Origin of the sequence: Pseudomonas putida (genome assembly GCF_028682175.1) — a bacterium.
Classification (GTDB): domain Bacteria; phylum Pseudomonadota; class Gammaproteobacteria; order Pseudomonadales; family Pseudomonadaceae; genus Aquipseudomonas; species Aquipseudomonas putida_AD.
Map to the genome: position 1 here is coordinate 68,459 of NZ_JANHKS010000007.1, position 25,381 is coordinate 93,839.

Annotated in this window: 13 protein-coding genes; 5 read left to right on the top strand and 8 right to left on the bottom strand. The window is 62.2% G+C overall.

The features are described from left to right. Positions 1-131 precede the first annotated feature (131 nt). Positions 132-6,212: a membrane-targeted effector domain-containing toxin gene (locus tag NPS29_RS07585; RefSeq protein WP_274131729.1), complete on the top strand. Its 6,081-nt coding sequence runs from the start codon at positions 132-134 to the stop codon at positions 6,210-6,212. A 40-nt stretch (positions 6,213-6,252) separates the two neighbouring features. On the opposite strand, the gene NPS29_RS07590 is transcribed toward NPS29_RS07585, so the two are convergent. The 8 genes from NPS29_RS07590 to glnE form a co-directional block, all read right to left on the bottom strand. Then, positions 6,253-7,692, bottom strand: a complete 1,440-nt coding sequence (locus tag NPS29_RS07590; RefSeq protein WP_274131730.1) for a lipopolysaccharide kinase InaA family protein — start codon at positions 7,690-7,692, stop codon at positions 6,253-6,255. 171 nt (positions 7,693-7,863) lie between these two features. Then, on the bottom strand, positions 7,864-8,619 hold the full coding sequence (locus NPS29_RS07595) for a lipopolysaccharide kinase InaA family protein (RefSeq protein ID WP_274131731.1): 756 nt from the start codon (positions 8,617-8,619) through the stop codon (positions 7,864-7,866). After that, the gene (locus tag NPS29_RS07600; protein WP_274131732.1) at positions 8,616-9,350 is read right to left on the bottom strand and encodes a lipopolysaccharide kinase InaA family protein; all 735 of its coding nucleotides are present in this window, start codon (positions 9,348-9,350) and stop codon (positions 8,616-8,618) included. Before NPS29_RS07600 ends, NPS29_RS07595 begins: the two co-directional genes overlap by 4 nt. Beyond that, complete coding sequence (gene rfaP, locus NPS29_RS07605; RefSeq protein ID WP_274131733.1) at positions 9,350-10,156, bottom strand: lipopolysaccharide core heptose(I) kinase RfaP; 807 nt, start codon at positions 10,154-10,156, stop codon at positions 9,350-9,352. The genes NPS29_RS07600 and rfaP overlap by 1 nt, the downstream gene beginning before the upstream one ends. Beyond that, positions 10,153-11,277 (bottom strand): glycosyltransferase family 4 protein, encoded by a 1,125-nt coding sequence (locus tag NPS29_RS07610; RefSeq protein ID WP_274131734.1) that lies wholly within the window; start codon positions 11,275-11,277, stop codon positions 10,153-10,155. The genes rfaP and NPS29_RS07610 overlap by 4 nt, the downstream gene beginning before the upstream one ends. Next, complete coding sequence (gene waaC / locus NPS29_RS07615; RefSeq protein WP_274131735.1) at positions 11,277-12,341, bottom strand: lipopolysaccharide heptosyltransferase I; 1,065 nt, start codon at positions 12,339-12,341, stop codon at positions 11,277-11,279. The genes NPS29_RS07610 and waaC overlap by 1 nt, the downstream gene beginning before the upstream one ends. A 1-nt stretch (position 12,342) precedes the next feature. After that, a complete protein-coding gene (waaF, locus tag NPS29_RS07620; protein WP_274131736.1) occupies positions 12,343-13,377 on the bottom strand; it encodes a lipopolysaccharide heptosyltransferase II in 1,035 nt (344 codons plus the stop codon). Between the two features lie 234 nt (positions 13,378-13,611). Further along, the gene (gene glnE / locus NPS29_RS07625) at positions 13,612-16,563 is read right to left on the bottom strand and encodes a bifunctional [glutamate--ammonia ligase]-adenylyl-L-tyrosine phosphorylase/[glutamate--ammonia-ligase] adenylyltransferase (RefSeq protein ID WP_274131737.1); all 2,952 of its coding nucleotides are present in this window, start codon (positions 16,561-16,563) and stop codon (positions 13,612-13,614) included. Between the two features lie 387 nt (positions 16,564-16,950). Between glnE and aceE the strand changes: the two genes are divergently transcribed. From aceE to msrA, 4 genes are all read left to right on the top strand, one after another. After that, entirely contained in the window at positions 16,951-19,599 is a 2,649-nt protein-coding gene (aceE, locus tag NPS29_RS07630; RefSeq protein WP_274131739.1) for a pyruvate dehydrogenase (acetyl-transferring), homodimeric type, read from the top strand. A 144-nt stretch (positions 19,600-19,743) separates the two neighbouring features. Beyond that, the gene (gene aceF, locus NPS29_RS07635) at positions 19,744-21,393 is read left to right on the top strand and encodes a dihydrolipoyllysine-residue acetyltransferase (RefSeq protein WP_274131740.1); all 1,650 of its coding nucleotides are present in this window, start codon (positions 19,744-19,746) and stop codon (positions 21,391-21,393) included. 442 nt (positions 21,394-21,835) lie between these two features. Further along, positions 21,836-24,529 (top strand): sensor domain-containing phosphodiesterase, encoded by a 2,694-nt coding sequence (locus NPS29_RS07640; protein ID WP_274131741.1) that lies wholly within the window; start codon positions 21,836-21,838, stop codon positions 24,527-24,529. Between the two features lie 123 nt (positions 24,530-24,652). Next, entirely contained in the window at positions 24,653-25,312 is a 660-nt protein-coding gene (msrA, locus tag NPS29_RS07645; RefSeq protein WP_274131742.1) for a peptide-methionine (S)-S-oxide reductase MsrA, read from the top strand. Positions 25,313-25,381 lie beyond the last annotated feature (69 nt).

A 25,381-nucleotide genomic window follows, 5' to 3' on the forward strand; every position in this document is an offset into this window, starting at 1 on the left:
GCGCCCGCAGCCTGGCAATACATAAGTACCGCACTGACATGACGCGCACGTGATTGATTAGGGGCCAATCACGCGAACCGTTCCGCGCCATACATGCCCATGGCAAATGGGCCCGTCAGGAAGTACCCAACATGCAAACATTTGATCCAGACAACGTCGTAACACTAAGCCCCCCGCAGGATCCCGCAGCCGCACTGCAATCGCTCAAGCGCTGGCAAACCGAACTGTCCACCGAACTCGCAAATCTGCCAAAGGCGCCCCAGGCGCTGCTCGATGCCTTGAAAGCGAAAGACGCCGGCCAGATCGAAACGCAGGTCGAAGCGTTCCTCCAGCAACTCAACGAATTCTGGCTCGCTCCCAGCGCCTTCAACAGCCCGCGGCGCAACTGGTTCGCCACCTCCCTGGCCCGGAGTTTCCGCGATGAGGTCGCGTTCAAGGCCCATGAACGTGAATTGAGCCGGGACGCCGCGCAGTGCCTGCCTGCTTTAGCAAAAGCCGGGCAGGAAAACCCGCAAGACTCGATAAACAGCCATTCGCTGCACATCAGAATCAACGACCAGACCCAGGCCGAAATCAAGGGTGCACTGGTCATGAGCACAGAAACCGGGAAGACCCTGCTGGCACTGCCGGGCAGTGGTCTGATCGAGTTCGCAACACGGGACGCCATGCTGGAAAAAGTCGTCGCCTGGCTCAACGACCCTGTGCTGCGCTGGGCATTGCTGGTGAATGCCGACCAACGCCATCAGGAAGCCGCCCTGGCGGTGATCGAGGACAGCCAGCTGTTCATCGAGGCCTTCAGCCTGTCAGACGTGCAACTGCAGGCCATCACCGTCGATCCCTATCGTCACGCGCTGGCCCGCCAGGCCAGCAAGCAGCGCAAGGACGTCCGCTACGTGTGCGGCGAAGGGCTGCTCGCCGATACGGCTCTGCATGCCCGCCAGATCGAGAGCGCTGCGGCCATGGACGGGCTGTTCGGCCCCTCGGGCATGCTCGTGCGCTGGCAGCAGGTACTCGACGAGCGCGAACTGAGCAAGAGCCTGCCGGACTGGCTCAAACTGGCCTCCCTGGATGACCGCAAGGCGTACATGGCCCGCATGGAGCGTTACGACCTGGCGCGCCTTGCCCTGTCGGGCGCCCTGAACGGCGCAGGTTCAGCCACTGAGTACGCGCAAGTCACCCTGCGCACTCACCTGGCCAGCGACCTGGGCTACGACCTGGCACCCGAGGCCATCACCGTCAGCACCCACCGCACCCTGCCTGTCACTGGCGAGGACTACGTCGTCAGCAATAACCTGCTGCAACTGGCACTGCATGGCCTGCATCCCGGCGATGAGCAGCCTGGCTCGGCATTTCTGACGCGAACCACCCTGAGCATCGGCAATGCACAGGCCGATGCCAGCCATCCCGCCCTGACCCCGACCTACATCGCCCGCCTGATCAACCAGCTCAAGCTGCGCGTCAGCTTCGGCCAGTACCAGTGTGCGGCCTACGCCAAGCAAGCCAACCAGACACTGTTGGCCGAGCAGATGCGCCTGCAACTGGGCGAGTCGATCCTCGCTGCAAAACTGCAAGGGCATATCACCCCTGAGGATTTCGAGCACATCGAGCAGTTCACGGCGTCCGCCGGCAAAAGCGCAAGACAGGTGACCGCCCAGCAGATCCGCATCAACGGCACTGACATCATGGGGCGCATGCTGGTGTTCAGGATTGCCGACAGCCAGGGCAATCTCGAACGACTGGTCATGTTCACTTCCCACTCGCCAAAACAGCAGTTCCATGGCTTCCACAACCAGACACAGTTGTTGCACGAACTGGTCGGCTGGACAGCCAGCCCCGACATGAGCCAGTACCTGCTGCAACAGGCGGCCGCTACCAACCGCCCGGCGCTGCAGGCGACACTTGAATCGTTGCGCAACAAACCCTTCCCCGGGAAGGACTTCCTCGAACTCGTCCCGCTGGCCAGCTACGACGACGCCTTGCAGGCCCAGGTCAATGAACTGATCGGCGTGATGCATTCCAATCAGGATGCCCACACACCGGACTGGCTGGTTACGGCAGACGACGCCCAGCGCCAGGAACTGGTCGCCCTGGAGGATGCGGTCAAAGGCGCAATCGACAACTACGCCGCCAAACCCCACACCCATGTCGAGGCCTTCGATGCGTACGTGCACCGGCGCGCCAGCCAGAGCATCAACAGGCTGCTGAACACGCCGACAGGCTCAGTGGACCCCGACCAGATCATCATCACCTCGGAACGCGAGACCCTGACCTACACCCAGATGATCCGCGACGGCTACGACGACTCCATCGGCCTGCTCACCCCCACCGCCGACACCGTGGCGACGTTCAGCGGCCCCGAAGGTGTCGATCTGAGCCGCCTGACGCCGGCCAACGTTACAGGCTCGGTGCGCGGCAAATGGCTGGCCGACGGCTACATCGAGCACATCAGAAGCACCCTGCTCGATCCCGTCTCTGCCGGCTATCGTTACCGCCGCCAGGCCAGCACCCTGATTACCCAGTTGCAGATGAAGGCCGCAGCGCTGCGCAGCGTGCTCAAAGGGCACATCGATGCAACCCACTACCAGTGGCTGCTGCCCTCGCTGCAAAACCTGCACGACGATGAACCGTCCACCCGCGAAAGCCATCCGGTCTACCCGCTGCAGATTCATATCGACAAGCCGTTCATCGCCTCGCGCACGCACCTGTTCGAGCACCTGGTCATACCGGACACCGACCTGAGCTACGTAGAGACTGTGCAAGGTTGCTTCGCCCTGCTGCCGACCACCATCAACCTGGCGGCCCTGCTCTACACCCCGCAAGCGCCTGACGGGCAAGAATTCCGGCTGTTCAGCAGCTTCGAGCAGTCTCTCGCCCAGCCGGGGATGATCGACTACTACAAGGACCGCTGCCGGGTCGACGCGCGCCGCATACTGTCGTTCTTCCTCAATGACATGAAACAAGGCAACGCCACCAAGGCTCCGCTGCTCAAGGACGCGATTCCGGAGTTCGCCCGGGCCTGCTTCGACCGCCCCATCGAGCGCAAGCTGCGTGATGTGGCCGACACCACCACCAGCCGCAGCGACATGCTCGAACGCCTGATCTGGAACAGCATCGATGTCATCGCCACTGTCCTGACCCTGCCCTTTCCGCCTGCCAGCTTCGCGGTCGGCATTGCCCTGTCCCTGCGCGACAGCCTGCGTGCACTCAAGGCGCTGACGGGGTCGAATCCCGAAGAGGCCGGCATGCACGTCATCGCTTCGGTGCTCAACAGCCTGGGCGCCGCGGGGGATCTCAGCGCAGGGCTGAAAGGCTTTGGTGGTGTGATGCGCAAGCTGTCCAGCGAGCCCTCTGCGGCGCCCCTGCCCGTCACGCTGCAACGCGCCTCGAGCCTGCCGACCTATGACGAACTGTTTCCCGTCCAGCTTCAGGATGAAGCGGCGTACGTCACCCGGCCCAACGTCAATCGCCACGTCGAGGTCTACAAACCATTAGGTTCCGGTTCCGACGAGGCCTATGCCACCCGGCACTACGCGGTTATGGATAACAACGGCGCATGGCAGCCTCTGGGCCAGGCCCCCGCTGTGCCACGCCCCCAGGGGCCGAGGGTGGTCAACGCTGACCGTGTAGTGGACATCTCGCTGGAAGGTTTGCCTCGGATCACCGAAGGCCACGCCCGAGGTGTCAGCCTGGGGATCAATGGCAAGTCGTACATCGAGATGGACGGTCTGGTCTACCAGGTCAACTACGACACTCATCTGCGCAGCTGGTACATCGTCGACCCTGCCAACCCCTATGCCTTTTTCGGTCGCCAGCCGGTGAGCCTGAACGACCAGGGTGGGTGGCAGTTGCGCCAGGCCCCGGCGCTGCGCGGTGGCGTCAACGGCAGGCATGGCACCTATCGCGCATTGGCCCAGGACAGCGCTGGCGATCAGGCAGCCGGCGTCAGTCGGGTCGAGTATGAGATGCCGGCCGACGTCCGGCGTGATCTTGATGTGATCCTGAAAACAGTCGAGGACGATCAGCTGGGGTTGGGACTGGGTGAATTCTTCGCGATCTACTACGGAGAAATGCGCCAGGTCTACGCCAGACTCAAAGGCAATCTCTACCGCGATGCCCAGGCGTTTTTCTCAACACCCCCCGTGCTGGCGCCAAGGCCAACGCTGCCTGCCGTCGATCCCTCGACCTCCGTGGGTAGCCTTCTGGAAAACCTGTTGACCCACAGCAACGGCCTGGTGCTCAGTGAGGGGCCCAAGTCCGTTGCCAGCAAACGCCTGTTGATCAGCCACATGCAGACACTGGTGGAGCAACGCGTGGAGGTTATCTACCTGCCGCATCTGTTCACTGACAAACACGTGAAAAAGCTGGCCAAATACCGCGCAAAGGGCAGCAAATTCCGCTCCGGATCCCATGAACTCAGGAATCACCTGGCCTCCATCAACGATGGAGCGCTGGACAACCTCAGCCAGGAATTCGACTACTACCACCTCATCAAACAGGCGCACCGTCACAACATCGAGATCCGCCCGCTGAGCGCATCGACGAGCTACCCGGTGGACGCACTGCCTCTCGCTGCCGCCGCCGATGACAGCACTGCGACGCAGAAGATGAGCAACTATTACGCTCACAGGGTCATCAGCGATGATGTCGCCAGCAATCCCGATCGGCGCTGGGTCGCGCTGCTCGAGCACAAGTTTGCCAACACCCGGGATAACGTGCCGGGCGTGGCAGAACTGGAAGGCGCAATCAGCGTCCACATCGCCGACCTGCCTGCCGACAGCGCGACGCTTATCCGCCGTGAAGCCGACCGGGCCCTGCCCGATGGCGGATTGATACGCAGTGACTACACCATAGGTTACGCCCGGTCAGTATCGGCCGAAGCGCCGCAATCCACCCTCGTGCAGGTGGAACACGCCGTGCAAGACACCCGCATCACCGACGGTGGCATGCGCTGGGACGGTATGTCAGGCTGGCAGCGCATCGCGCCTCAGGAGTGGGTACCCGTGGGTCCGCAAACGCCACTGCAACTGTCGCTGGCCGACGCTGCGTACGAAATGCCGGTGACCTCCAGGGACACACTTTACGAGCTCACGCTCTACAACCGCCGCGGTATGGACACCCGCTACATGTCTACCGATGAGCGCCTGCGCATCGTCGAGGACCAGTTCGCCACCTTGCGCGACAAACTTCGCGAAGACGCCGGGCAGGTCCTGACCGTCGAGCTGGCACCTCGCCCGACGATGCCAGTCATCGAGCCGCAGATCAGCACGCCGACCTTCATCGAGCGCCTGTATCAGCAAACCGACGGCATGGTCATCGGCGAGTACCACAGTTCCATCGGCAGCAAGAAACTCATCATCGACAACATGCCGCTGCTGGCTGAACAGAAAGTCCAGACGCTGTATCTGGAGCACGTGCTCACCGACCTGCACCAACTGGATCTCGACCGTTTCGCCGAGACCGGCGTGATGAACAAGCACCTGCTGCTAACCCTGCAAAAACTCGACACCGGCCATATGACCGATCCGGCCAAGGTGTATACCTTCGAGAGGCTGGTGGTGAAGGCCCGCGAGCACGGTATCGAAGTGCGCGCCATCGATTGCGCGGCCAGCTACCATCTCAAGGGGATGCGCAACGCGACAACGACCGCCCGCCAGGAAATGTTCAGCTACTTCGCCTCGCGCACCATCCGCAAGCACCAGGCAACGGTAGGCACGCACAAATGGGTAGCGCTGGTGGGTAACAGCCACAGCAATACGTTCGCCGACACCGTGCCGGGTCTGGCCGAACTGGAGGCTGCAATTGGCGTGCGGGTCAACGATGTGCCCCTCGGTTCACCTTCTGGTGTTTCCGTAGACGCCGGCGAGAACGTCGGAATTCACCTGAGCCTTCAGAAGCAGTTCATCAGAGGGGATTTCGAGGTGCGGGTCGAGGTGATGGAAACGCCCATTCCGATACCTGTCGGACCGATTGAGCGAGCCAAAGCAAAGCTTCCACTGCCAGGGATGTTCATCGTGGATCGCCAGGGCGATGTTCCGCTCATCGTTCACCGCTCACGGGATCTGGCGATTCATACCACGCCAGTGAAGATTGACGACGCTGGCAAGCTCTTCCTGGACCGCCCGACCTGGACAGCCGTGCATATGCAACCCTATGACGACATCGACGCACTGGTGCAGGCCCTGCAAGGCATGAACCTGACCCTCATCAAGTAACCCACCAGGGTGGCGACCCTCACGGGCGGCCACCCACCCCTCAAGGAGCCTTGGGCAGGCGCTGTTCCAGCAATTGGTGCAGCGCGCTGTCCGCCGGCCAGTTGCGCATGAAGCGTGCGCGATCCCTGGCGAAGGCCGCAGCGAAAGTGCTTTGGGAGCCGTGCTGACACATCGCATCCAGATCGATCAGCGCCCAGCGGTCCTGATGCCAGAACACGTTATGCCCCTTCAGATCGCCATGGCTGATTCGCTCGCGCAGCAATCTCGCGAACAGCTCGTCGAGCGCCTGCAACTCGCTTTCCGGTGCATCGCCCTGTGCGACATAGGGCGCGAAGCGCTCGATGATGTCCGGCCCCGGCAGGTACTCGGTGACCAGGTACGCCTTGCGCCGCAACCAGAAGAATCGCTGTTCCAGCAACGCAAGCGGCCTGGGCGTGGCGATACCGAGAAACATCAGGCGGTTGCCTTCGCGCCAGGAGTGCCAGGCACGGCTGGGGCGCCAGAAACGCTTGAGCCAGTGAGCGAAATTCTTGATGTTGTAGCGCTTGATGACCAGTTCACGCCCGGCCACGTCGGCCTTGGCGACGCTGGCGGCACCGCCGGTCTTGTACAGGTGGCCGCCGTCGATCAGCGCATCGGCCTGGTCGAGCACCGGCAGCATCGCGGGCTCTTCCTCACGGCGAATGGCGCGCAGGGCGAACGGGCCATCGGCCACGCTGAACAGGCTGCAGTCGCGGCCAACCTTGGTCAGGAAATCCTTCAGGCGCCAGCTGCTGACCTTGTCGATCTGCTTTTGCAGGGCCTCGACCGGCAGCGCATGCTCGCCGTTGCCCAGCAGGTAATAGACCAGCAGTTCTTCGGTGAAGGGCTCAAGTGACTTGGGCAACTGAGCGAAAAACACGCCGAGGTTTTCCAGCACCTTCTGCCGGGACAGCGGCTTGCCTGCTTCTTCAGCCCGGATGCCGGCGCCGTCGATCAGGTACAGCTTGCCGTCATGGCGCAGCAGGTTGTCCAGGTGCAGGTCGTCCTGCCACAGGCCCTTGGCGTGCATCTGCGCAACGGCGCCGAGTGCCTCGCCAATCACCGCCTGTTGCTCGTCAGCCAGGGGCGGCAACGATTCGACGGACTTCCAGGCATCGCCCAGGCTTTGCGCCTGATCGAGAAACTCGAACAGTAGCCAGCCACCTTCGCCTTCCTGCAACCCTTCGGCCAGCAGCAGTGGCGTGGTCAGGCCTTGCTCGGCCAACAACTGCACACCGGCGCGCTCACGCTGAAAATGCCGGGACGCCTTGCTGCCCACCAGCAGTTTGGCCAGCACCGGGCGACCACGCCAGACGCCGGCGCCCACGTAACGCTGCCCCGGCAGTACACGCAGCAAGCTGAGCAGTTGCAACTGCGCAGGACCTGCCGCATCGGCCAGTTCGATGCTCAACGGCAGCGCTGGCGTACGACCGGCGTTTTTCAGTTCAGACAAACGCATCGGCGTCCTCTTTATTCAAGCGAGATCGGTGACATTACAGGCCACGCATAACCTGTGGGAGTGAGCTTGCTCACGAAGACGGTCGATCTAACACAAAAGGTGTATGGGATGCACCGGCCCCTTCGTGAGCAAGCTCACTCCCACAGGTCCGCATTCCATTCCACACCATGTCTATCGGCCGCTGCGTTTATGGCTGCCGCGCCTTGCAAGCCGCTGCCACCAGGAATCCACCAGCCCGCTGTCGCTCGGCGCGTGCAGATAGGCGGCGAGCAGTTCGCGGATTTCGGCTTCGTTCCACATCGGCGCCCGGCGCAGCAGCGGCTCGATGTCCTTGACCCGGTCACGCTGGCCGAAGATCGACTTGCGGGTTTTCTCAAGGTCGATCAGTTGCGCCAGGTACGCGCCGCCGCGGGCCTTGAGAAAAATATGCTTGGGATAGAAACAGCCATGCACCTGCCCGGCCTTGTGCAGCGTGCGCGCCAGTTGGCCGCAGGCCTGCAGGATCGCCAGGCGCTGGGTCGCGGACAGTTCGGCCCACTGCGTCAGCAGCGCATCCAGGTCGGTCCAGCCGTCCAGGGCGCGGGTCATCAGGATCGCGCGGCGCTCGCCGTTGACCTTTTTCTCGCCGTAGAACACCGCATGCAGCGCCGGAATACCGAGCTTCTGGTACAGGCTGATGTTGCGGAACTCGCGAGAGAACGACGGCTCGCCGAACGGATGATGCAGCGTGTGGGTCAGGTAGTTGCTCTGGCGCTTGAGGTAATACCCCGAGCCCTCGAGCTCCAGACGAAACACGCTACTCCAGCCTCCGCGGCCGGTGTTGGGCTCATCGACGGCATCGAGCTCGACGTCCCACAATGAATCGAAATCCGCCAGGCCATGGCGCTCCAGCAGCGCACGGTCGGCGTCGGCAATGAACAGGCTCATTCGCGCCCCTCGAAAAAGCTGACGATATGACGAATGCGCTTCTTGTCCGAGTCATTCAGGCGCTCGCGCCCGCGGTATTGCAGATAGAAACGCAGGCGCTGGGTGGCGGACAGGTGATATTTGGCCACCTTGTCCAGACACGCCAGGTCCTTGGTGATCCGGTAGCGCAGCATGAAGCTGACCCAGAAAGCCCCGTTGGGGCAATCGATCAGGAACACCGTGGACTGATCGTCCACCAGCAGGTTGCGCCACTTCAGATCGTTATGGGTGAAGTGATTGTCGTGCATGGTGCGCGTGTAACGAGCCACCTGCTGACTGATGCGGTTGACCCACGAACGGTCCTTGAGACGTTCATCGTGATGCCGGGCAATTTCCGATAAATCCTCGGTGCGTGGCAATTCACGGGTAATCAACGCCCCGCGATCATAGGCCGCGCCATTGCGCTCCAGCCCCCAGGCCACCACTTCGGCAGTGGGAATGCCCCACTTGGCGAAGCGCTTTAGGTTCTGCCACTCGGACTTGACCCGAGGGCGCCCCAGATAGCGGCGCAGGCCCTTGCCCGCCGCGACGTAGCGCTTGACGTAGTAATTCACGCCACCGCGCTCGACGCGAATCACCTCGGACAGAGGGTCACGGGTCAGGCGCTCGCCCTGCAAGGCAAACACCGCATCCAGCGAGCCGAAGTCGTCAGCCAGCCCGGCGTATTCAGGTTCAAGGTTCCAACCCGCCATCAGAGCGCGTCCCCGTAGCGGAGTTTGCGCTGATACAGCTTCTCGGCCTTGGCCTCCAGCCACACCAGCAGCGCCGACTCCTCGGCGAGGATCTTGCGCAGCGGCTGCTGGAAGTAGCCCTTGAGAAAACGCAGCTTGTCGCGGCGGGTCAGGCCGATGTCCAGCGCCGAGAAATACAGCGCGGCCAGGTCCTTGTTGCGCCAGCGCATGGTGATCGCCGGGCGGGTCTGGGCACGGTGCAGGTCGATCACCGACAGCTTGAAGCTGTCAGGGGTGACCGGCGTGTCGGTGTGCAGCAGAAAGTGGCACAGGTAGCAGTCGCGGTGGTTGACCCCGGCGCGGTGCATCATGCCCACCAGGCGCGCCACTTCGGCAATGTAGGCCCGTTTCATGCGCGGCTCGGGCGGCTCTTTGACCCAATTGATGCTGACGTCTTCCATGCTGACGGTGGGCGCCAGCTCTTCGGTGACGATGAACGAATGCTGCGCCGCCGGGTTGCTGCCACGCTCGCCGTAGGCCACGGAGGTCATGGTCGGCACGCCGACTTCGGTGAGGCGGTTGATCGCTTCGAATTCCTTGCCCGCGCCCAGCACCGGCAGTTTGGCCGTCAGCAGGTTCTTGGCGACTTCGCCCCAGCCGATGCCGCGATGGATCTTGACGAAATAGCCCCGCCCGTCGACTTCGGTACGCAGGGTGCGGCGGTTTTCCAGCTCGCGATAGACCTCGCCCTGCAACTGCTCCACGGCGTCGAACGCATCGCGCCCGGCCCAGAGCGACTTGAAGGGTTCAGCAAGGATCAGTTTCATCCGTTGTGCTCCGCCAGAATCACATCCGCAGCGTGCTGCGGCATGCTGTAAAGGTCAGCCGTGTCGGCGAATGCCAGGCCGTTCTGGCCCCAGGTCGTACGCGCGGCATCGTCGGTGAGCATGCGCGCCAGGTACTGGTTGAGCTGGTTCTGCTCGAAAGGCTCGTCGAGCACCAGGCCGCTGTCGGCCTCGGCGATGTAATGGGCATAGCCGCACACCGCGCTCACCAGCACCGGCAAACCGGCCACCAGCGCTTCGAGCAGGACGGTGCCGGTGTTTTCGTTGTAGGCCGGGTGAATCAGCACATCGGCGCCCAACAGGAAACGCGGGATGTCACTGCGCCCTTTCATGAAGGTCACGTTGTCGCCCAGGCCCAGCGCGGTGCTTTGCAGCTGGAAGACCTTAGGGTCGTCCTGGCCGATGACAAACAGACGAGTGCGCTTGCGCAACGCCTGGGGCAAGGCCGCCAGCGCCTTGAGGCTGCGGTCCACGCCCTTGGTCTTGAAGCCCGAGCCGATCTGCACCAGCAGCAGGTCATCGTCGCCCAGCTTGAACTCACGACGAAACTCGGCACGAATCTCGGCGGCATTGGCCGGCGCGCGACGGTCTTGGGAAATCCCCGGCGGCAGCAGATGGAAGCGCGAAAGCGGGGTGTCGTAGTGCTTGATGAACAGCGGCTGCTGCACTTCGGAAATCATCAGCACTTCGGTTTTCGCATCCTTGGCGAACACCGCGCGCTCGTAGTCGGCGAAGTGGCGATAACGGCCCCAGTACTTGTACAGGCCGTGACGCAGGTTCTGCGCCTTGTCTTCATAGCAGCCGTCGGCGGCGTAATACACGTCCAGCCCAGGCATCTTGTTGAAGCCGATCAGACGGTCAACCGGGCGCCTGGCCAGGTCGGCGTTCATCCAGTCGGTGAGCTTTTCGTTGCGGCGGTGGTTGAAGATCGCCTTGACCGGCGCCACCAGCACCTCGAAGCCAGGGGGCACGTCACCTTCCCAGATCAGGGTGTAGACGCGGATCGAGTGGCCGCGCTGCTGACACTCCAGGGCAATGCGCATGAAATCGCGCTGCAAGCCGCCGAAGGGAAAGTATTTATAAAGCACGAATGCCAGTTGCATCAGGGATGTTCCTTTGCCGGCAGCAGCGCGACCAGTTCGGTCGCGACGCGCTCGGGAGAAAGGCGAGTGAAGCACAGCGGCCACTCGCGTTCGGTATCGAACCGGCGCTGGTCGGAAGCGTCAGGCCGATAGGTGCATTTCTTTTGCAGGCACGGCGCGCACGCCGGGTAATCGCCTGCCAGGTGAACCTGGGACTTGCCATACGCGCCGCTCAACCCCGGGTTCGTCGGGCCGTAGAGCGACAGGGTCGGCACGTCCATCGCCGCGGCCAGATGGCCAAGCCCGGTGTCCACCGCCACGCAACCCTGGGCACTGGCCAGCACTTTGGCGACGCCGGCCAGGTTCAATTTGGGGAGCACCTGGGCTTTATCAAGGCCCTGGGCGATACGCTCGGCGCGGGCCTTCTCCACCGGGTTGCCCCAGGGCAGGCGCACTTCAAGGCCCTGGGCGATCATGCGTTCGGCCAACTGACGCCAATACAGCTCGGGCCAATGCTTGGTCGCCCAGGTGGTGCCGTGCAGGAACAGCACGAAAGGCGCTGCGCGTTCGGCGTCCAGCAAACGGCTGCGGTCCAGGCCGTAATCCCCCACACCCTGGGGCACCTGATAGCCCAGCGCCTGGGCGAACAACTGGCGGGTGCGCTCAACGGCATGCTGCCCGCGAGGGACTGCGTAGGTCCGGTCATAGAAACGTGTGGCCAGTGGCTCGCGGGCGGAATTCTTGTCCAGCCCGGCAATCGGCGCCTTGACGTAACGGGTCAGCCAGGCGCTTTTCAGCAAGCCTTGGGCATCGATCACCAGATCATATTGGGTGTCGCGTAGACGCTGCTTGAACTGGCGCCACTGGCCGTTCTTGAAGGTCTGCCACAGGTTCTTGCGCCAGCGACGGATCGCCACGGGCACCACCCCGGCCACCGCCGGGTGCCAGGTCGGGATCTCCGCAAAGCCCTCTTCCACCACCCAGTCGAACTGGATGCCGGGGATCGCCCGCGCGGCATCGGTCAGGGCAGGCAGGGTATGAATCACGTCACCCAGCGACGAGGTCTTGATCAGCAGTACCCGCAAGTCAGGCAACCTCGACCGGCGTGCCGCCCAACTGGCCCAGCGCGTTGATCACCGAATCAGGCTCCAGCAGGCGCAGGCAGTTGTAGTGGCCGAACCGGCAGGTGCGTTCGAAGCACGGGCTGCACTCGATGCCCAGTTGCACGATCTCGACGTGGTCAGCCAGCGGCGGGGTAAAGCCCGGCGACGTCGAACCGTAGACCGCCACCAGCGGGCGGTTCAGCGCGGCGGCCACGTGCATCAGCCCCGAGTCGTTGGACACCACAGCATCGGCGCAAGACAACAGGTCAATGGCTTCGGCCAGCGAAGTGCCTCCGCTGAGGTTCACCGACTCTTCGCGCAGGCCCGGGATCAAGCGGTCACGAATGCTCTCGCCCACCGGGAAGTCATTCTTGGAGCCGAACAGCCAGACCTGCCAGCCTTCGCGAATCTTCGCCTCGGCGACCTTGGCATAGTGTTCGGACGGCCAGCGCTTGGACTCGCCGAATTCAGCGCCTGGGCACAGCGCCAGCACCGGACGATCCAGCGCCAGGCCGAACTTGGCCAGCGCGGCATCGCGGCTGGCGGTTTCGATCCGAAGGCTGGGCTTGGGATAAGGCCGCGGAATCTCGGTGCCCTTGTCATAGGCCAGGGCCATGAAGCGCTCGATCATCAGCGGGTACTGCTGTTTGTCCAGGGTGCGCACGTCACTGAGCAGGCCGTAGCGGAACTCGCCACGCCAGCCGGTGCGTTTGGGGATCCCGGCGAAGAACGGCACCAGCGCCGATTTCAGCGAGTTGGGCAGCAGGATGGCTTGGTCGTACTGGCCCTTGAGCGATTTGCCGATGTTGCGGCGGGTCGCCAGTTCAAGCGCGCCGTGGCCGAGCGGAAAGCTCAAGCCGTTGCGCACCTCTGGCATGCGCTCAAGGATCGGCCGGCTCCATTCGGGGGCCAGCACATCGATTTCGCACTGCGGGTGACGCTGTTTCAGGCACTGGAACAGCGTCTGCGCCATTACCATGTCACCGACCCAGCTGGGCCCTACGATCAGAATTCTCATGCTCAATCCAAAAACCACCAGAAACGAGCAGGGAGGCCTATCAGACTGCGTGACGCTTCCACACAGCCTGACGCCTCCCTGTCATAGCTTTATATAGATCCGTTGGGCGGACCTTTCAGTGTTCTTTCCGGCCTCTTCGCGGGCAAGCCCGCTCCCACAGGGTCATGTGATCACCTGTGGGAGCGGGCTTGCCCGCGAAGAGGCCGGCAGATCCGTCAAACAATCCTGCCTGTATCAACTCAACCCCAACTGCGCCCAGATCCGCATCACCTCATGCCGCTCGTCAGCGAACTGATCGCCACTGACCACCCCCGGATTCTTCTGCAGGGCCTGCTTGTGGGCGGCTGAACGGTACGCCTTGTACACCTCGCGCAGCAGGCTGGCATCGGCGGCGGGCATCAGTCCGACCTGCTCGAGACCTTCCAGAATGCGGATGTTATCGGTGTAACGGGACAGCTCGGGGTGCTCTCTGGACCACGCCAGGGCCGCGTATTGCACCATAAATTCGATATCGACGATACCACCGGCGTCTTGCTTGAGGTCGAACGACGACGTGGCGTCGAAGGCATTCGGGCCTTTGCCGGCCGCCGTGCCCTTGGTGCCGAGGTTGTCGCGCATCTTGGCGCGCATCTCGCTGACTTCCACCCGCAGCGTGTCCGGGTCCCGCTCGCGGCCCAGCACGGCAGCGCGCACTTTCTCGAAGCCCTGGCCCACATCCTGGCTGCCCACCAGCACCCGCGCCCGCACCAGCGCCTGATGCTCCCAGGTCCAGGCCTCGTTCTCCTGATAGCGCGCAAAGGCCCCCAGCGAACTGACCAGCAGGCCCGAAGCGCCCGAAGGCCGCAGGCGCATATCCACCTCGTAGAGCTGGCCGGAGTTGGTCTGAGTGGTGATCAGATGAATGATGCGCTGCCCCAACCGGGTGAAGAACTGCGCGCCGTCGATGGGCTTGGCACCGTCGGTCTCGGCCTGGGGGTCGCCATCGTGGACGAACACCAGGTCCAGGTCCGAACCATGCCCCAGCTCGATGCCACCGACCTTGCCATACCCGACAATCACAAAGCCCGGATCGCACAGGGTGCCGTCCGGACGCCGCGGCGCGCCGTGGCGTGCAACGGTGTGTCGCCAGGCCAGCGCCAGCACCTGTTCCAGAATCGCCTCGGCCAGCCAGGTCAGGTAGTCGCTGACTTTCATCAACGGCAGGCTGCCGGTGATTTCGGACGCCGCCACCCGCAGGCTGTGGGCCAGCTTGAAGTGCCGCAGCGCTTCCATCTGCTGTTCCAGATCATCCTCGGGGATGCGCGTCAGACGCTCGCGCAGTTCGGCGCCCAATTCCAGCGCCTGGGGTGGGCTGAACAGGCGGCCTTCGTTGAGCAATTCGTCCAGCAACAGCGGGAAGCGGGCGATCTGCTCGGCGATCCACGGGCTGGCAGCGCACAGGGTCAGCAGCCTGCGCAGTGCACCTGGGTTTTCGGTGAGCAGCACCAGGTACGCCGAGCGCCGGGCCACGGCTTCGACCAGTGGCAACACGCGCTCAAGCACCAGGTCAGGGTCGGAATGTTCCACCGCCTGGGCCAACAACCGGGGAATGAAGGCATCGAGCCGCTCACGTCCCAGCCGCTGCATCGAGCGCAGTTGCGAGCTGTTGCGCAGGTTGTTCAGATGGTTGAGCGCCTTCTGGGCGTCGGCGAAACCGCCCTGCTGCAACTGACGGCAGGCGCTTTCTTCATTTTGAGAATCTTCCCACAGCGGCAGCCACTCGCCGCCGACAACCTCTTCGCCACCGTCCTGAGGATTTTCCTCTTCATCGGGGTCGGCGATGACCTGACGAAAGTGCCAGTCCACCCGGCCACGCCAGTACATCAGCTTTTCATGGAAGCTGTCCCAGTCGGCAAAGCCCATGATGAGGGCAATGCGCGCCTGGTCCTGCGGGTCATCGGGCAGCATCTGGGTCTGGCGGTCGGCGATGGCCTGGATGGCGTGCTCGGTGTAGCGCAGGAATTCATAACCTTCGCGCAGCTCGCTTACCACCGCTGGCGGCAAGTAGCCCTGCCCTTCGAGGGTTTTCAGCACTTTGAGCAAGGGGCGCTGTTGCAGGCTCAGGTCGCGGCCGCCGTGGATCAACTGGAAGGCCTGGGCGATGAACTCCACTTCACGGATGCCGCCCGAACCCAGCTTGATGTTGGCGGCCATGCCCTTGCGCCGCACTTCCTGCTGGATCAACTGCTTCATGGTGCGCAGGGCTTCGATGGCGGAGAAGTCCAGATAACGCCGATAGACGAACGGTCGCAGCATTTCCAGCAGTTCCGCGCCCTTGGCCTGGTCGCCGCCGACCACCCGGGCCTTGATCATGGCGTAGCGCTCCCAGTCGCGGCCCTGATCCTGATAGTACTGCTCCAGCGCATTGAAGCTGAGCACCAGTGCACCGGACGAGCCGTAGGGGCGCAGGCGCATGTCGACGCGGAACACAAACCCGTCCACCGTGACCGGATCCAGCGCCTTGATCAGCCGCTGGCCGAGGCGGATGAAGAACTCCTGGTTGTCCAGCGGGCGCTTCACGCCCTGGGTTTCGCCGCCTTCGGGGTAGGCGAAGATCAGGTCGATGTCCGAAGACAGGTTCAGCTCCACCGCCCCCAGCTTGCCCATCCCGAGGATGACCATCTGCTGCGGCTCGCCGCTGCGCCGTCCGGTGGGCGTACCGAATTGCTGGCAATGACGCTCGTACAGCCATTTATAAGCAAGGTCGATACTGCCATCAGCCATGTCGGAAAGGTCACGGCAGGTTTCGACCAGATCCGCCTGGCGGGTCAGGTCGCGCCAGATAATTCGCACTTGCTGGCGCGTACGTTGCCGACGTAGATTACGCCCCAGCTCATCGTCGCTGGTGGCAAGATCCACTGCCGCGGCGATCTGCCCACGCAACTCCCCGGGCGCGAAACTGCGCTCCAGCTCGCCGGATTCGGCCAGCTCCAGCAACATCTGCGGATCACGGATGATGTGCTCGGCAACAAAATCACTGGCCGCACAGACGCGGTCGAACGCACCACGGCGCTCGACGGGCCAGGCAGCGAAAGCCGCCTGATCCGTGTCAGTCATGGATTCAAGAGCGACACCAAAGGATTGTTGTGCCCGTGTGACCAACGGCAGCAGGATGGCCGGCAGGTCAGCCAGCAAGGGAAGGCTCATGGTCTATCCTTGATCGGCGTTCAAAAGACTACCCGATGTGGTGGTTTTACCTACATAACAGGCTGGACTGTCGAACAAAGGTTAAAAATTGCTGACTAAAGATATTTATTGGTTGTCAGCATAACGTTTCACTTGATCTGTTTGTTGTTTCAACCAAAATCAGCGATTCGTTTCACAGCTTCACACGAGCGAAAACATCGTTCAGCTGTAGTTTTACTACTGTATATACAAGTCGAAAAGCTGAAACGGCCAAAGATTTGTAGTAAAACTACACAACGCCGGGTACAACGCCGGCGATCCAAGAATTTTTATACCGTCTGCCCACAAGGCCAGTCGCAACAAACTCAGGCGACCGATTCTGGAAGCCTTTCCGCCCTGGAGCAAGCCATGCAAGACCTCGATCCCGTCGAAACCCAGGAATGGCTGGACGCCCTGGAATCGGTTCTCGACAAAGAAGGCGAAGACCGTGCTCACTATCTGATGACCCGTATGGGTGAGCTGGCCACACGTAGTGGTACACAGCTGCCGTACTCCATCACCACGCCATACCGCAACACTATCCCGGTTACCCGCGAAGCGCGTATGCCAGGCGACCTGTTCATGGAACGCCGCATTCGCTCGATCGTTCGCTGGAACGCTTTGGCGATGGTGATGCGCGCCAACATGCAAGATCCCGATCTGGGCGGCCACATCTCCACCTTTGCCTCCAGTGCGACGCTGTACGACATCGGCTTCAACTACTTCTTCCAGGCTCCGACCGAAGAACACGGCGGCGACCTGATCTACTACCAGGGTCACGCATCGCCAGGCATCTACGCTCGCGCCTTCCTGGAAGGCCGCTTGAGCGAAGAGCAGATGCTCAAGTTCCGTCAGGAAGTGGACGGCGGCGGTCTGTCTTCTTACCCGCACCCGCACCTGATGCCGGACTTCTGGCAGTTCCCTACCGTTTCCATGGGTCTGGGCCCGATCACCGCGATCTACCAGGCACGCTTCATGAAGTACCTGGAAAACCGTGGGTTCATTCCGGCCGGCAAGCAGAAGGTCTGGTGCTTCATCGGTGACGGCGAGTGCGACGAGCCGGAAACCCTGGGCGCGATCTCCCTGGCTGGCCGTGAAAACCTGGACAACCTGATCTTCGTCATCAACTGCAACCTGCAGCGCCTCGACGGCCCGGTTCGCGGCAACGCCAAGATCATCCAGGAACTGGAAGGCGTATTCCGTGGCGCCGCCTGGAACGTCAACAAGGTCATCTGGGGCCGTATGTGGGACCCACTGTTCGCCCAGGACGAAGACGGCCTCATGCAGCGTCGCATGGACAAAGCCATCGACGGCGAGTACCAGAACTACAAGGCCAAAGACGGCGCCTACGTGCGCAAGCACTTCTTCGGCGACGATCCAGAGCTGCTCAAGCGCGTCGAGAACCTGTCCGACGACGAGATCTGGAAACTCAACCGTGGCGGCCACGACCCGTACAAGGTCTACGCAGCGTACCACCAGGCGGTCAACCACAAAGGCCAGCCTACCGTCATCCTGGCCAAGACCATCAAGGGTTACGGTACCGGTGCGGGCGAAGCGAAGAACACCGCGCACAACACCAAGAAAGTCGATATCGAGTCGCTGAAGAAATTCCGCGATCGCTTCGACATTCCGCTGAACGATTCCGAACTCGAATCGCTGCCGTTCTACCGTCCGGCCGAAGACAGCGCCGAAATGAAGTACCTGCGCAAGTGCCGCGAGAAGCTGGGCGGCTCCCTGCCACAGCGTAACCGCGGCAACATCAGCATCCCGACGCCTTCGCTGGATACCCTCAAGTCCGTCCTGGACGGCTCGGGCGACCGCGAAATCTCCACCACCATGGCGTTCGGTCGTATCCTGGCCTCGATGGTCAAGGATAAGGAACTGGGCAAGCGCATCGTTCCGATCCTCGCCGACGAAGCCCGTACCTTCGGTATGGAAGGCATGTTCCGCCAGTTGGGTATCTACTCGCCTGTCGGCCAGCTGTACGAGCCAGTCGACCGCGACCAGGTCATGTACTACCGCGAAGAGAAAGACGGCCAGATCCTGCAGGAAGGCCTCAACGAGGCAGGCGCGTTCTCCTCGTTCATCGCGGCGGGTACTGCCTACAGCAACTACAACACCCCGATGCTGCCGGTCTACATCTTCTACTCGATGTTCGGCTTCCAGCGTATCGGCGACCTGGCCTGGGCGGCTGGCGATGCCCAGACCCGCGGCTTCCTGCTGGGCGGCACCTCCGGGCGTACCACGCTCAACGGTGAAGGCCTGCAACACGAAGACGGTCACAGCCACATTCTGGCCAGCACCATCCCGAACGTGCGCAGCTATGACCCTGCCTATGCCTACGAGCTGGCAGTGATCATGCAGGAAGGCACGCATCGCATGATGACGCTGCAGGAAAACGTCTACTACTACATCACCGTGATGAACGAGAACTACCACCAGCCAGCAATGCCGGCCGGTGTAGAGCAAGGCATCATCAAGGGCATGTACCTGCTCGAGGAAGACAAGCGCGAAGCGGCTCACCACGTTCAGCTGATGGGCTCCGGCACCATCCTCAACGAAGTGCGCGAAGCAGCGAAGATCCTGCGCGAGCAATTCAACATCGGCGCCGATGTGTGGAGTGTCACCAGCTTCAACGAACTGCGTCGCAACGGCCTGGCCGTTGAGCGCAGCAACCGCCTGAAGCCAGGCCAGAAGCCACAATTGAGCTACGTTGAAGAGTGCCTCAATGGCCGCAAGGGTCCGGTGATCGCGTCGACCGACTACATGAAACTGTTCGCTGACCAGATCCGTCAGTGGGTTCCTACCAAGGAATACAAGGTCCTGGGCACTGACGGCTACGGCCGTTCGGACAGCCGCAAGAAGCTGCGTCACTTCTTCGAAGTCGATCGTCACTTCGTGGTGCTGGCCGCTCTGGAAGCCTTGGCTGATCGTGGCGATATCGAACCTAAGGTCGTGGCTGAAGCCATCACCAAGTTCGGCATCGATCCTGAGAAGCGTAACCCGCTGGACTGCTGAGCCGTAAATCGAGAAGAGCGCTGAAAGCCATGCGCGAAACAGCCGCCGATGCGGAATTTACTTCGGTAAATGAGCATCTCCGGCTGTTTCGTTGCTGGTGCACCAGCGCAGTCGAGTGAACAGGTTCTCCTGAGGAGAGACATTGTGAGTGAGTTAATTCGTGTACCCGACATCGGCAGCGGTGACGGTGAAGTCATTGAGCTGTTCGTCAAGGTTGGCGATCGCATCGAAGCCGACCAGAGCCTGCTGACCCTGGAGTCGGACAAGGCGAGCATGGAAATCCCGGCGCCGAAGGCCGGTATCGTCAAGGCGCTGAAAGTGAAGCTGGGCGACCGTCTGAAAGAAGGCGACGAACTGCTGGAGCTGGAAGTGGAAGGCGAAGCCGCCGCTGCTCCTGCTGCCGAGCCTGCTGCTGCCGCACCTGCGCCAGCGGCTGAAAAGCCTGCGCAAGCAGCTGCTCCGGAACCAGCTGCTGCTCCTGCCCCTGCGGCGGCCGCAACCGTTCAAGACATCCACGTGCCGGACATCGGCTCGTCGGGCAAGGCTCGCATCATCGAGCTGCTGGTCAAGGTGGGCGACAGCATCGAAGCTGATCAATCGCTGATCACCCTGGAATCCGACAAAGCCTCGATGGAGATCCCGTCTCCAGCCGCTGGCGTAGTCGAAGCCATCAGTGTCAAGGTCGAAGACGAAGTCGGCACTGGCGACCTGATCCTGAAACTGAAAGTGGCCGGCGCTGCGCCTGCTGCTGCACCGGCCCCTGCTGCTGCCCCGGCTCCGGCCAAGGCTGAAGCACCTGCCGCAGCACCGGCTGCAGCTCCAGCGCCGAAAGCTGAAGCAGCACCTGCTCCTGCCGCTGCGCCAGCCAACAACGGCGCCAAGGTTCACGCAGGCCCGGCTGTTCGTCAGCTGGCCCGCGAGTTCGGCGTCGAGCTGAGCGCTGTGACCGCAACCGGTCCACACGGCCGCGTGCTGAAAGAAGACGTGCAGGTTTACGTCAAGGCCATGATGACCAAGGCCAAGGAAGCGCCTGCTGCTGGCGGCGCTACCGGCGGCGCGGGCATCCCGCCGATTCCGGAAGTCGACTTCAGCCGTTTCGGCGAAATCGAAGAAGTGCCGATGACCCGTCTGATGCAACTGGGCGCGTCCGGTCTGCATCGCAGCTGGCTGAACATTCCGCACGTCACTCAGTTCGACCAGGCCGACATCACCGACCTGGAAGCTTTCCGCGTTGCGCAGAAAGCTGTCGCCGAGAAAGCCGGCGTCAAGCTGACCGTGCTGCCACTGCTGCTCAAGTCCATCGCGCACCTGCTCAAGGAACTGCCGGACTTCAACAGCTCCCTGGCGCCAAGCGGCAAGGCTGTGATTCGCAAGAAGTACTTCCACATCGGTTTCGCGGTGGATACTCCTGACGGCCTGCTGGTTCCGGTCATCAAGAACGTCGACCAGAAGAGCCTGCTGCAACTGGCAGCCGAAGCGGCCGAGCTGGCTGAAAAAGCGCGCTCCAAGAAGCTGTCGGCCAACGACATGCAAGGCGCCTGCTTCACCATCTCGAGCCTGGGTCACATTGGCGGCACCGGCTTTACGCCGATCGTCAACGCGCCGGAAGTCGCGATCCTGGGCGTGTCCAAGGCCACCATGCAACCGGTCTGGGACGGCAAGGCCTTCCAGCCACGCCTGATGCTGCCGCTGTCGCTGTCCTACGATCACCGCGTGATCAACGGCGCCGCAGCTGCCCGCTTCACCAAGCGTCTGGGCGACCTGCTGGCCGACATCCGCACCATCCTGCTGTAAGCCGTACAAGGCCCGTTTCTCGCGAGACGGGCCTTCGCTGTTTTTCGAGCTGCCACGCTCGTACCTCAACCCCGCTCATATGGCGGGGCTTTTTTTGCCCGTTACATGGGCAACACCGACCTGTAGGAGTGAGCTTGCTCGCGATTGCGTCGGGTCAGCTATTCAGATGCAAACTGACACACCGCTATCGCGAGCAAGCTCACTCCTACAGGGATTCGGATTGCTGCCGATAACCAGAAGCACCAAAAACAACCACTTACACCTCTTTCCCGACAAATCCGACCAATAACCTTCAGTTAATCCCCGATTTGCCGACAGATTTATAGCACTAAGCCATCGCGCTCACTTGTCAGCCCGTTCGCCATGATGCAACCTTGCGACACGCGATTTAACGATGGGCTCCTTGCCCACGCGCGACCGTACTCTTAAAGCGAGTTCCTTCATGAAAAGCCAACCTGATGCTGCCGCCCGATCGGCAGCCGAGGTCGTGACGCAATTGCCGGTGCCCTCGCGGCTCGGCATGCTGCGTTTCGAGCGGCTGAATGAACCCAGCTGGGCCATGCTGTACCTGGACCCAAGTTGCGAAAAGCAGTTCGACATGCCCGCCATCGAGCTGTGCGCCCTCATTGGTGCGCCCTACGCCAGCCTGATGGAGCCCGAGGCCCGCTACCAGTTGCACGACGCCATCGCGCAGCAACTGGCCAACAATTCCCATTACGTGATCCGCTACACCCTGCACACCGCCCGTGGCCCCTTGGGTCTGATGGAAATCGGTGAGGGCTATCGCCAGCACAATCGCGACCTGTTGCGCGGCTACCTGATGGTGGTCGACGATGTGTTCGAAGCCAGTGGCCTGAGCTTCACACCTGACCTGGAAATCCAGAACTCGCGCCTGCAAATGGCGCTTGAGTTGAACCAGCGCGCCCAGTACGAACAGTTGCAGCACCTGGAGCGAGTACGTGCCCAGCAGAGCCTGATCCTGCGCCTGGCGCGGCACCGCTACAGTTCGAGCAACTCGCTGCAGGAAGCCGCCGAGTTGATCACCAAGAACGCCTGCGAAATCTACGACATCGCACGGGCGGCGATCTGGAACCTCAACGGCAAGATCCTCGAACCCATCGCCGAGTACCGGCGAGAGACCGACGAATACCTCAAGCCCGCGCCGATCGACATCAGCCATTTCCCCAGCTACCTGGACGCCCTGCACACCAGCCGCGCCATCGATGCCAACGACGTGGCCCAGGACCCGCGCACCCGGGAGCTGGCCGAACGCTTGCTGCCGCGCGACATCAACGCCATCCTCGACGCCAGCGTGCGCATCGATGGCCACGTGGTGGGCGTGTTGTGCCTGGAACAGACCGGCACGCCACGGGAATGGCAGGCGGACGAGATCGCCTTCGCCGGTGAGCTGGCCGACCAGTTCGCCCACGCGATCAACAACCACAACCGCCGTACCGCCACCAGCGCCCTGCACCTGTTCCAGCGGGCCGTGGAGCAAAGCGCCAACGCCTTTCTGCTGGTCAATTGCGACGGCGTGGTGGAATACGTCAACCCAAGCTTCACCGAGATTACCCAGTACAGCGCCGACGAAGTCCACGGCCACCGCCTGTCGGAATTGCCGGCGCTGGAAAACCTGAGTTCCTTGCTGCTCGATGCCAACTCGAGCCTTGCGACCAGCAACAGCTGGCAGGGCGAGTTCAAGAGCCGGCGCAAGAATCTGGAGCCCTACTGGGGCCAGCTGTCGATTTCCAAGGTCTACGGTGACAACCGCGAGCTGACCCATTACATCGGCATCTACGAAGACATCACCCAGGCCAAGCTCTCCCAGCAGCGGATCGAGCGCCTGGCGTACACCGACAACCTGACCAACCTGGGCAACCGTCCGGCGTTCATTCGCACCCTGGACGAGCATTTTGCCCGGGACATCGAAACGCCCATCAGCCTGCTGCTGGTCGACATCGACAACTTCAAGCGCATCAACGACAGCCTCGGCCACCAGACCGGCGACAAGCTGCTGATCAGCCTGGCCCGACGTCTGCGCAACAGCCTGAGCCCGACCGGCATTCTGGCGCGTTTCGCCAGTAACGAATTCGCCGTGCTGCTGGACGACACCGGCCCCGAAGACGGCCAGCGCATTGCCAGCCAGGTGCTGACCACCCTCGACAAGCCGATGTTCGTCGATAACCAGTTGATCAGCGTGACCGGCTCCGTGGGCCTGGCCTGCGCGCCCCTGCACGGCCGCGATCCGCAGACCCTGATGAAAAACGCAGGCCTGGCGCTGCACAAGGCCAAGGCCAACGGCAAGCATCAGGTACAGGTGTTCACCGAAGCGCTCAACGCCGAAGCCAGCTACAAGCTGTTCGTCGAGAACAACCTGCGCCGGGCCCTGACCCAGAACGAACTGGAAGTCTTCTATCAGCCCAAACTGTGCCTTCGTACGGGCCGTTTGCTGGGCATGGAAGCGCTGCTGCGCTGGAACCATCCGGAAAAGGGCATGATCCGCCCGGACCAGTTCATCAGCGTCGCCGAAGAAACCGGCCTGATCATCCCGATCGGCAAGTGGGTGGCGCGCCAGTCTTGCCGCATGAGCAAGCAGCTGACCGCCGCCGGTTACGGCAAGCTGCACGTGGCGATCAACGTCTCGCCCAAGCAGTTCTCCGACCCCGAGTTGGTCAGCTCCCTGGCCAATATCCTGCGCGAAGAACAGCTCGACCCGTCGCTGCTGGAGCTGGAACTGACCGAAGGCCTGTTGCTGGAGGCGACCGAAGACACGCGCCTGCAACTCGAATCGCTGAAAACCCTGGGCCTGACCCTGGCCATGGACGACTTCGGTACTGGCTACTCGTCGTTCAGCTACCTGAAGAAATTCCCCATCGACGTGATCAAGATCGACCGCAGCTTCATCCGCGACATTCCGGATGACCAGGACGACATGGAAATCACCTCGGCGGTCATCGCCATGGCGCACAACCTCAAGCTGACGGTGGTCGCCGAAGGCATCGAGACCGCCGAGCAACTGGCATTCCTGCGCCGCCACCGTTGCGACGTGGGCCAGGGCTACCTGTTCGACAAGCCGATTCCCGGCGAAGAGCTCATCAGCAAGCTGCGCCGCTACCCGAAAGCCTCCCAGGCCTGACGCCCCTTCCCCACCCAGGCGATGTGCGGCACACTGCCGTTCTTTGATTTGTCATCGCTGCCCCCATATACCTTTTTCACTGACAAACCCTGTCGGTCATCCTGCCCCTTGAGGATTTGCCCCATGGTCTTGCGCTCGGAAATTCTTGTGAACAAAACTGAACTGCCTAACGCCCAGCAGGCTTTGCCGGGCCGCGAAACACCGATGGCCCTGCCGGAGAAGCACTTCGTCAACGACACCCCGCTGCTCGGCCCCTTCTTTGAAGACGTCGAATTCGCGATTTTCGGCCTGGGTTGCTTCTGGGGCGCCGAGCGTCGTTTCTGGCAACGTGATGGCGTTGTCAGCACAGTCGTCGGCTACGCGGGCGGCTTCACGCCGAACCCGACTTATGAAGAAGTGTGCTCCGGCCTGACCGGCCACAGCGAAGTGGTACTGGTGGTGTACGAGCCTGCGAAAGTCAGTTACGAAGAGTTGCTGGCGATGTTCTGGGAACTGCACAACCCGACCCAGGGCATGCGCCAGGGCAATGACATCGGCACTCAGTACCGCTCGGTGATCTACGCCACCAACCCGGAACAACTGGAAGCAGCCAAAGCCAGCGCCCAGGTGTATCAGGCCGAATTGACCAAGGCCGGCCTGGGCGACATCACCACCGAAATCGACCAGGCCCCGACCGTGTACTTCGCCGAGGCGTATCACCAGCAATACCTGGCGAAAAACCCGCAGGGTTATTGCGGCATCGGCGGCACCGGCGTGTGCATGCCACCGAGCCTGAATCCTTAAGCCTCACCACATCCCCTGTAGGAGTGAGCTTGCTCGCGATTGCAATGTGTCAGGTTCGAAAATGGTGAC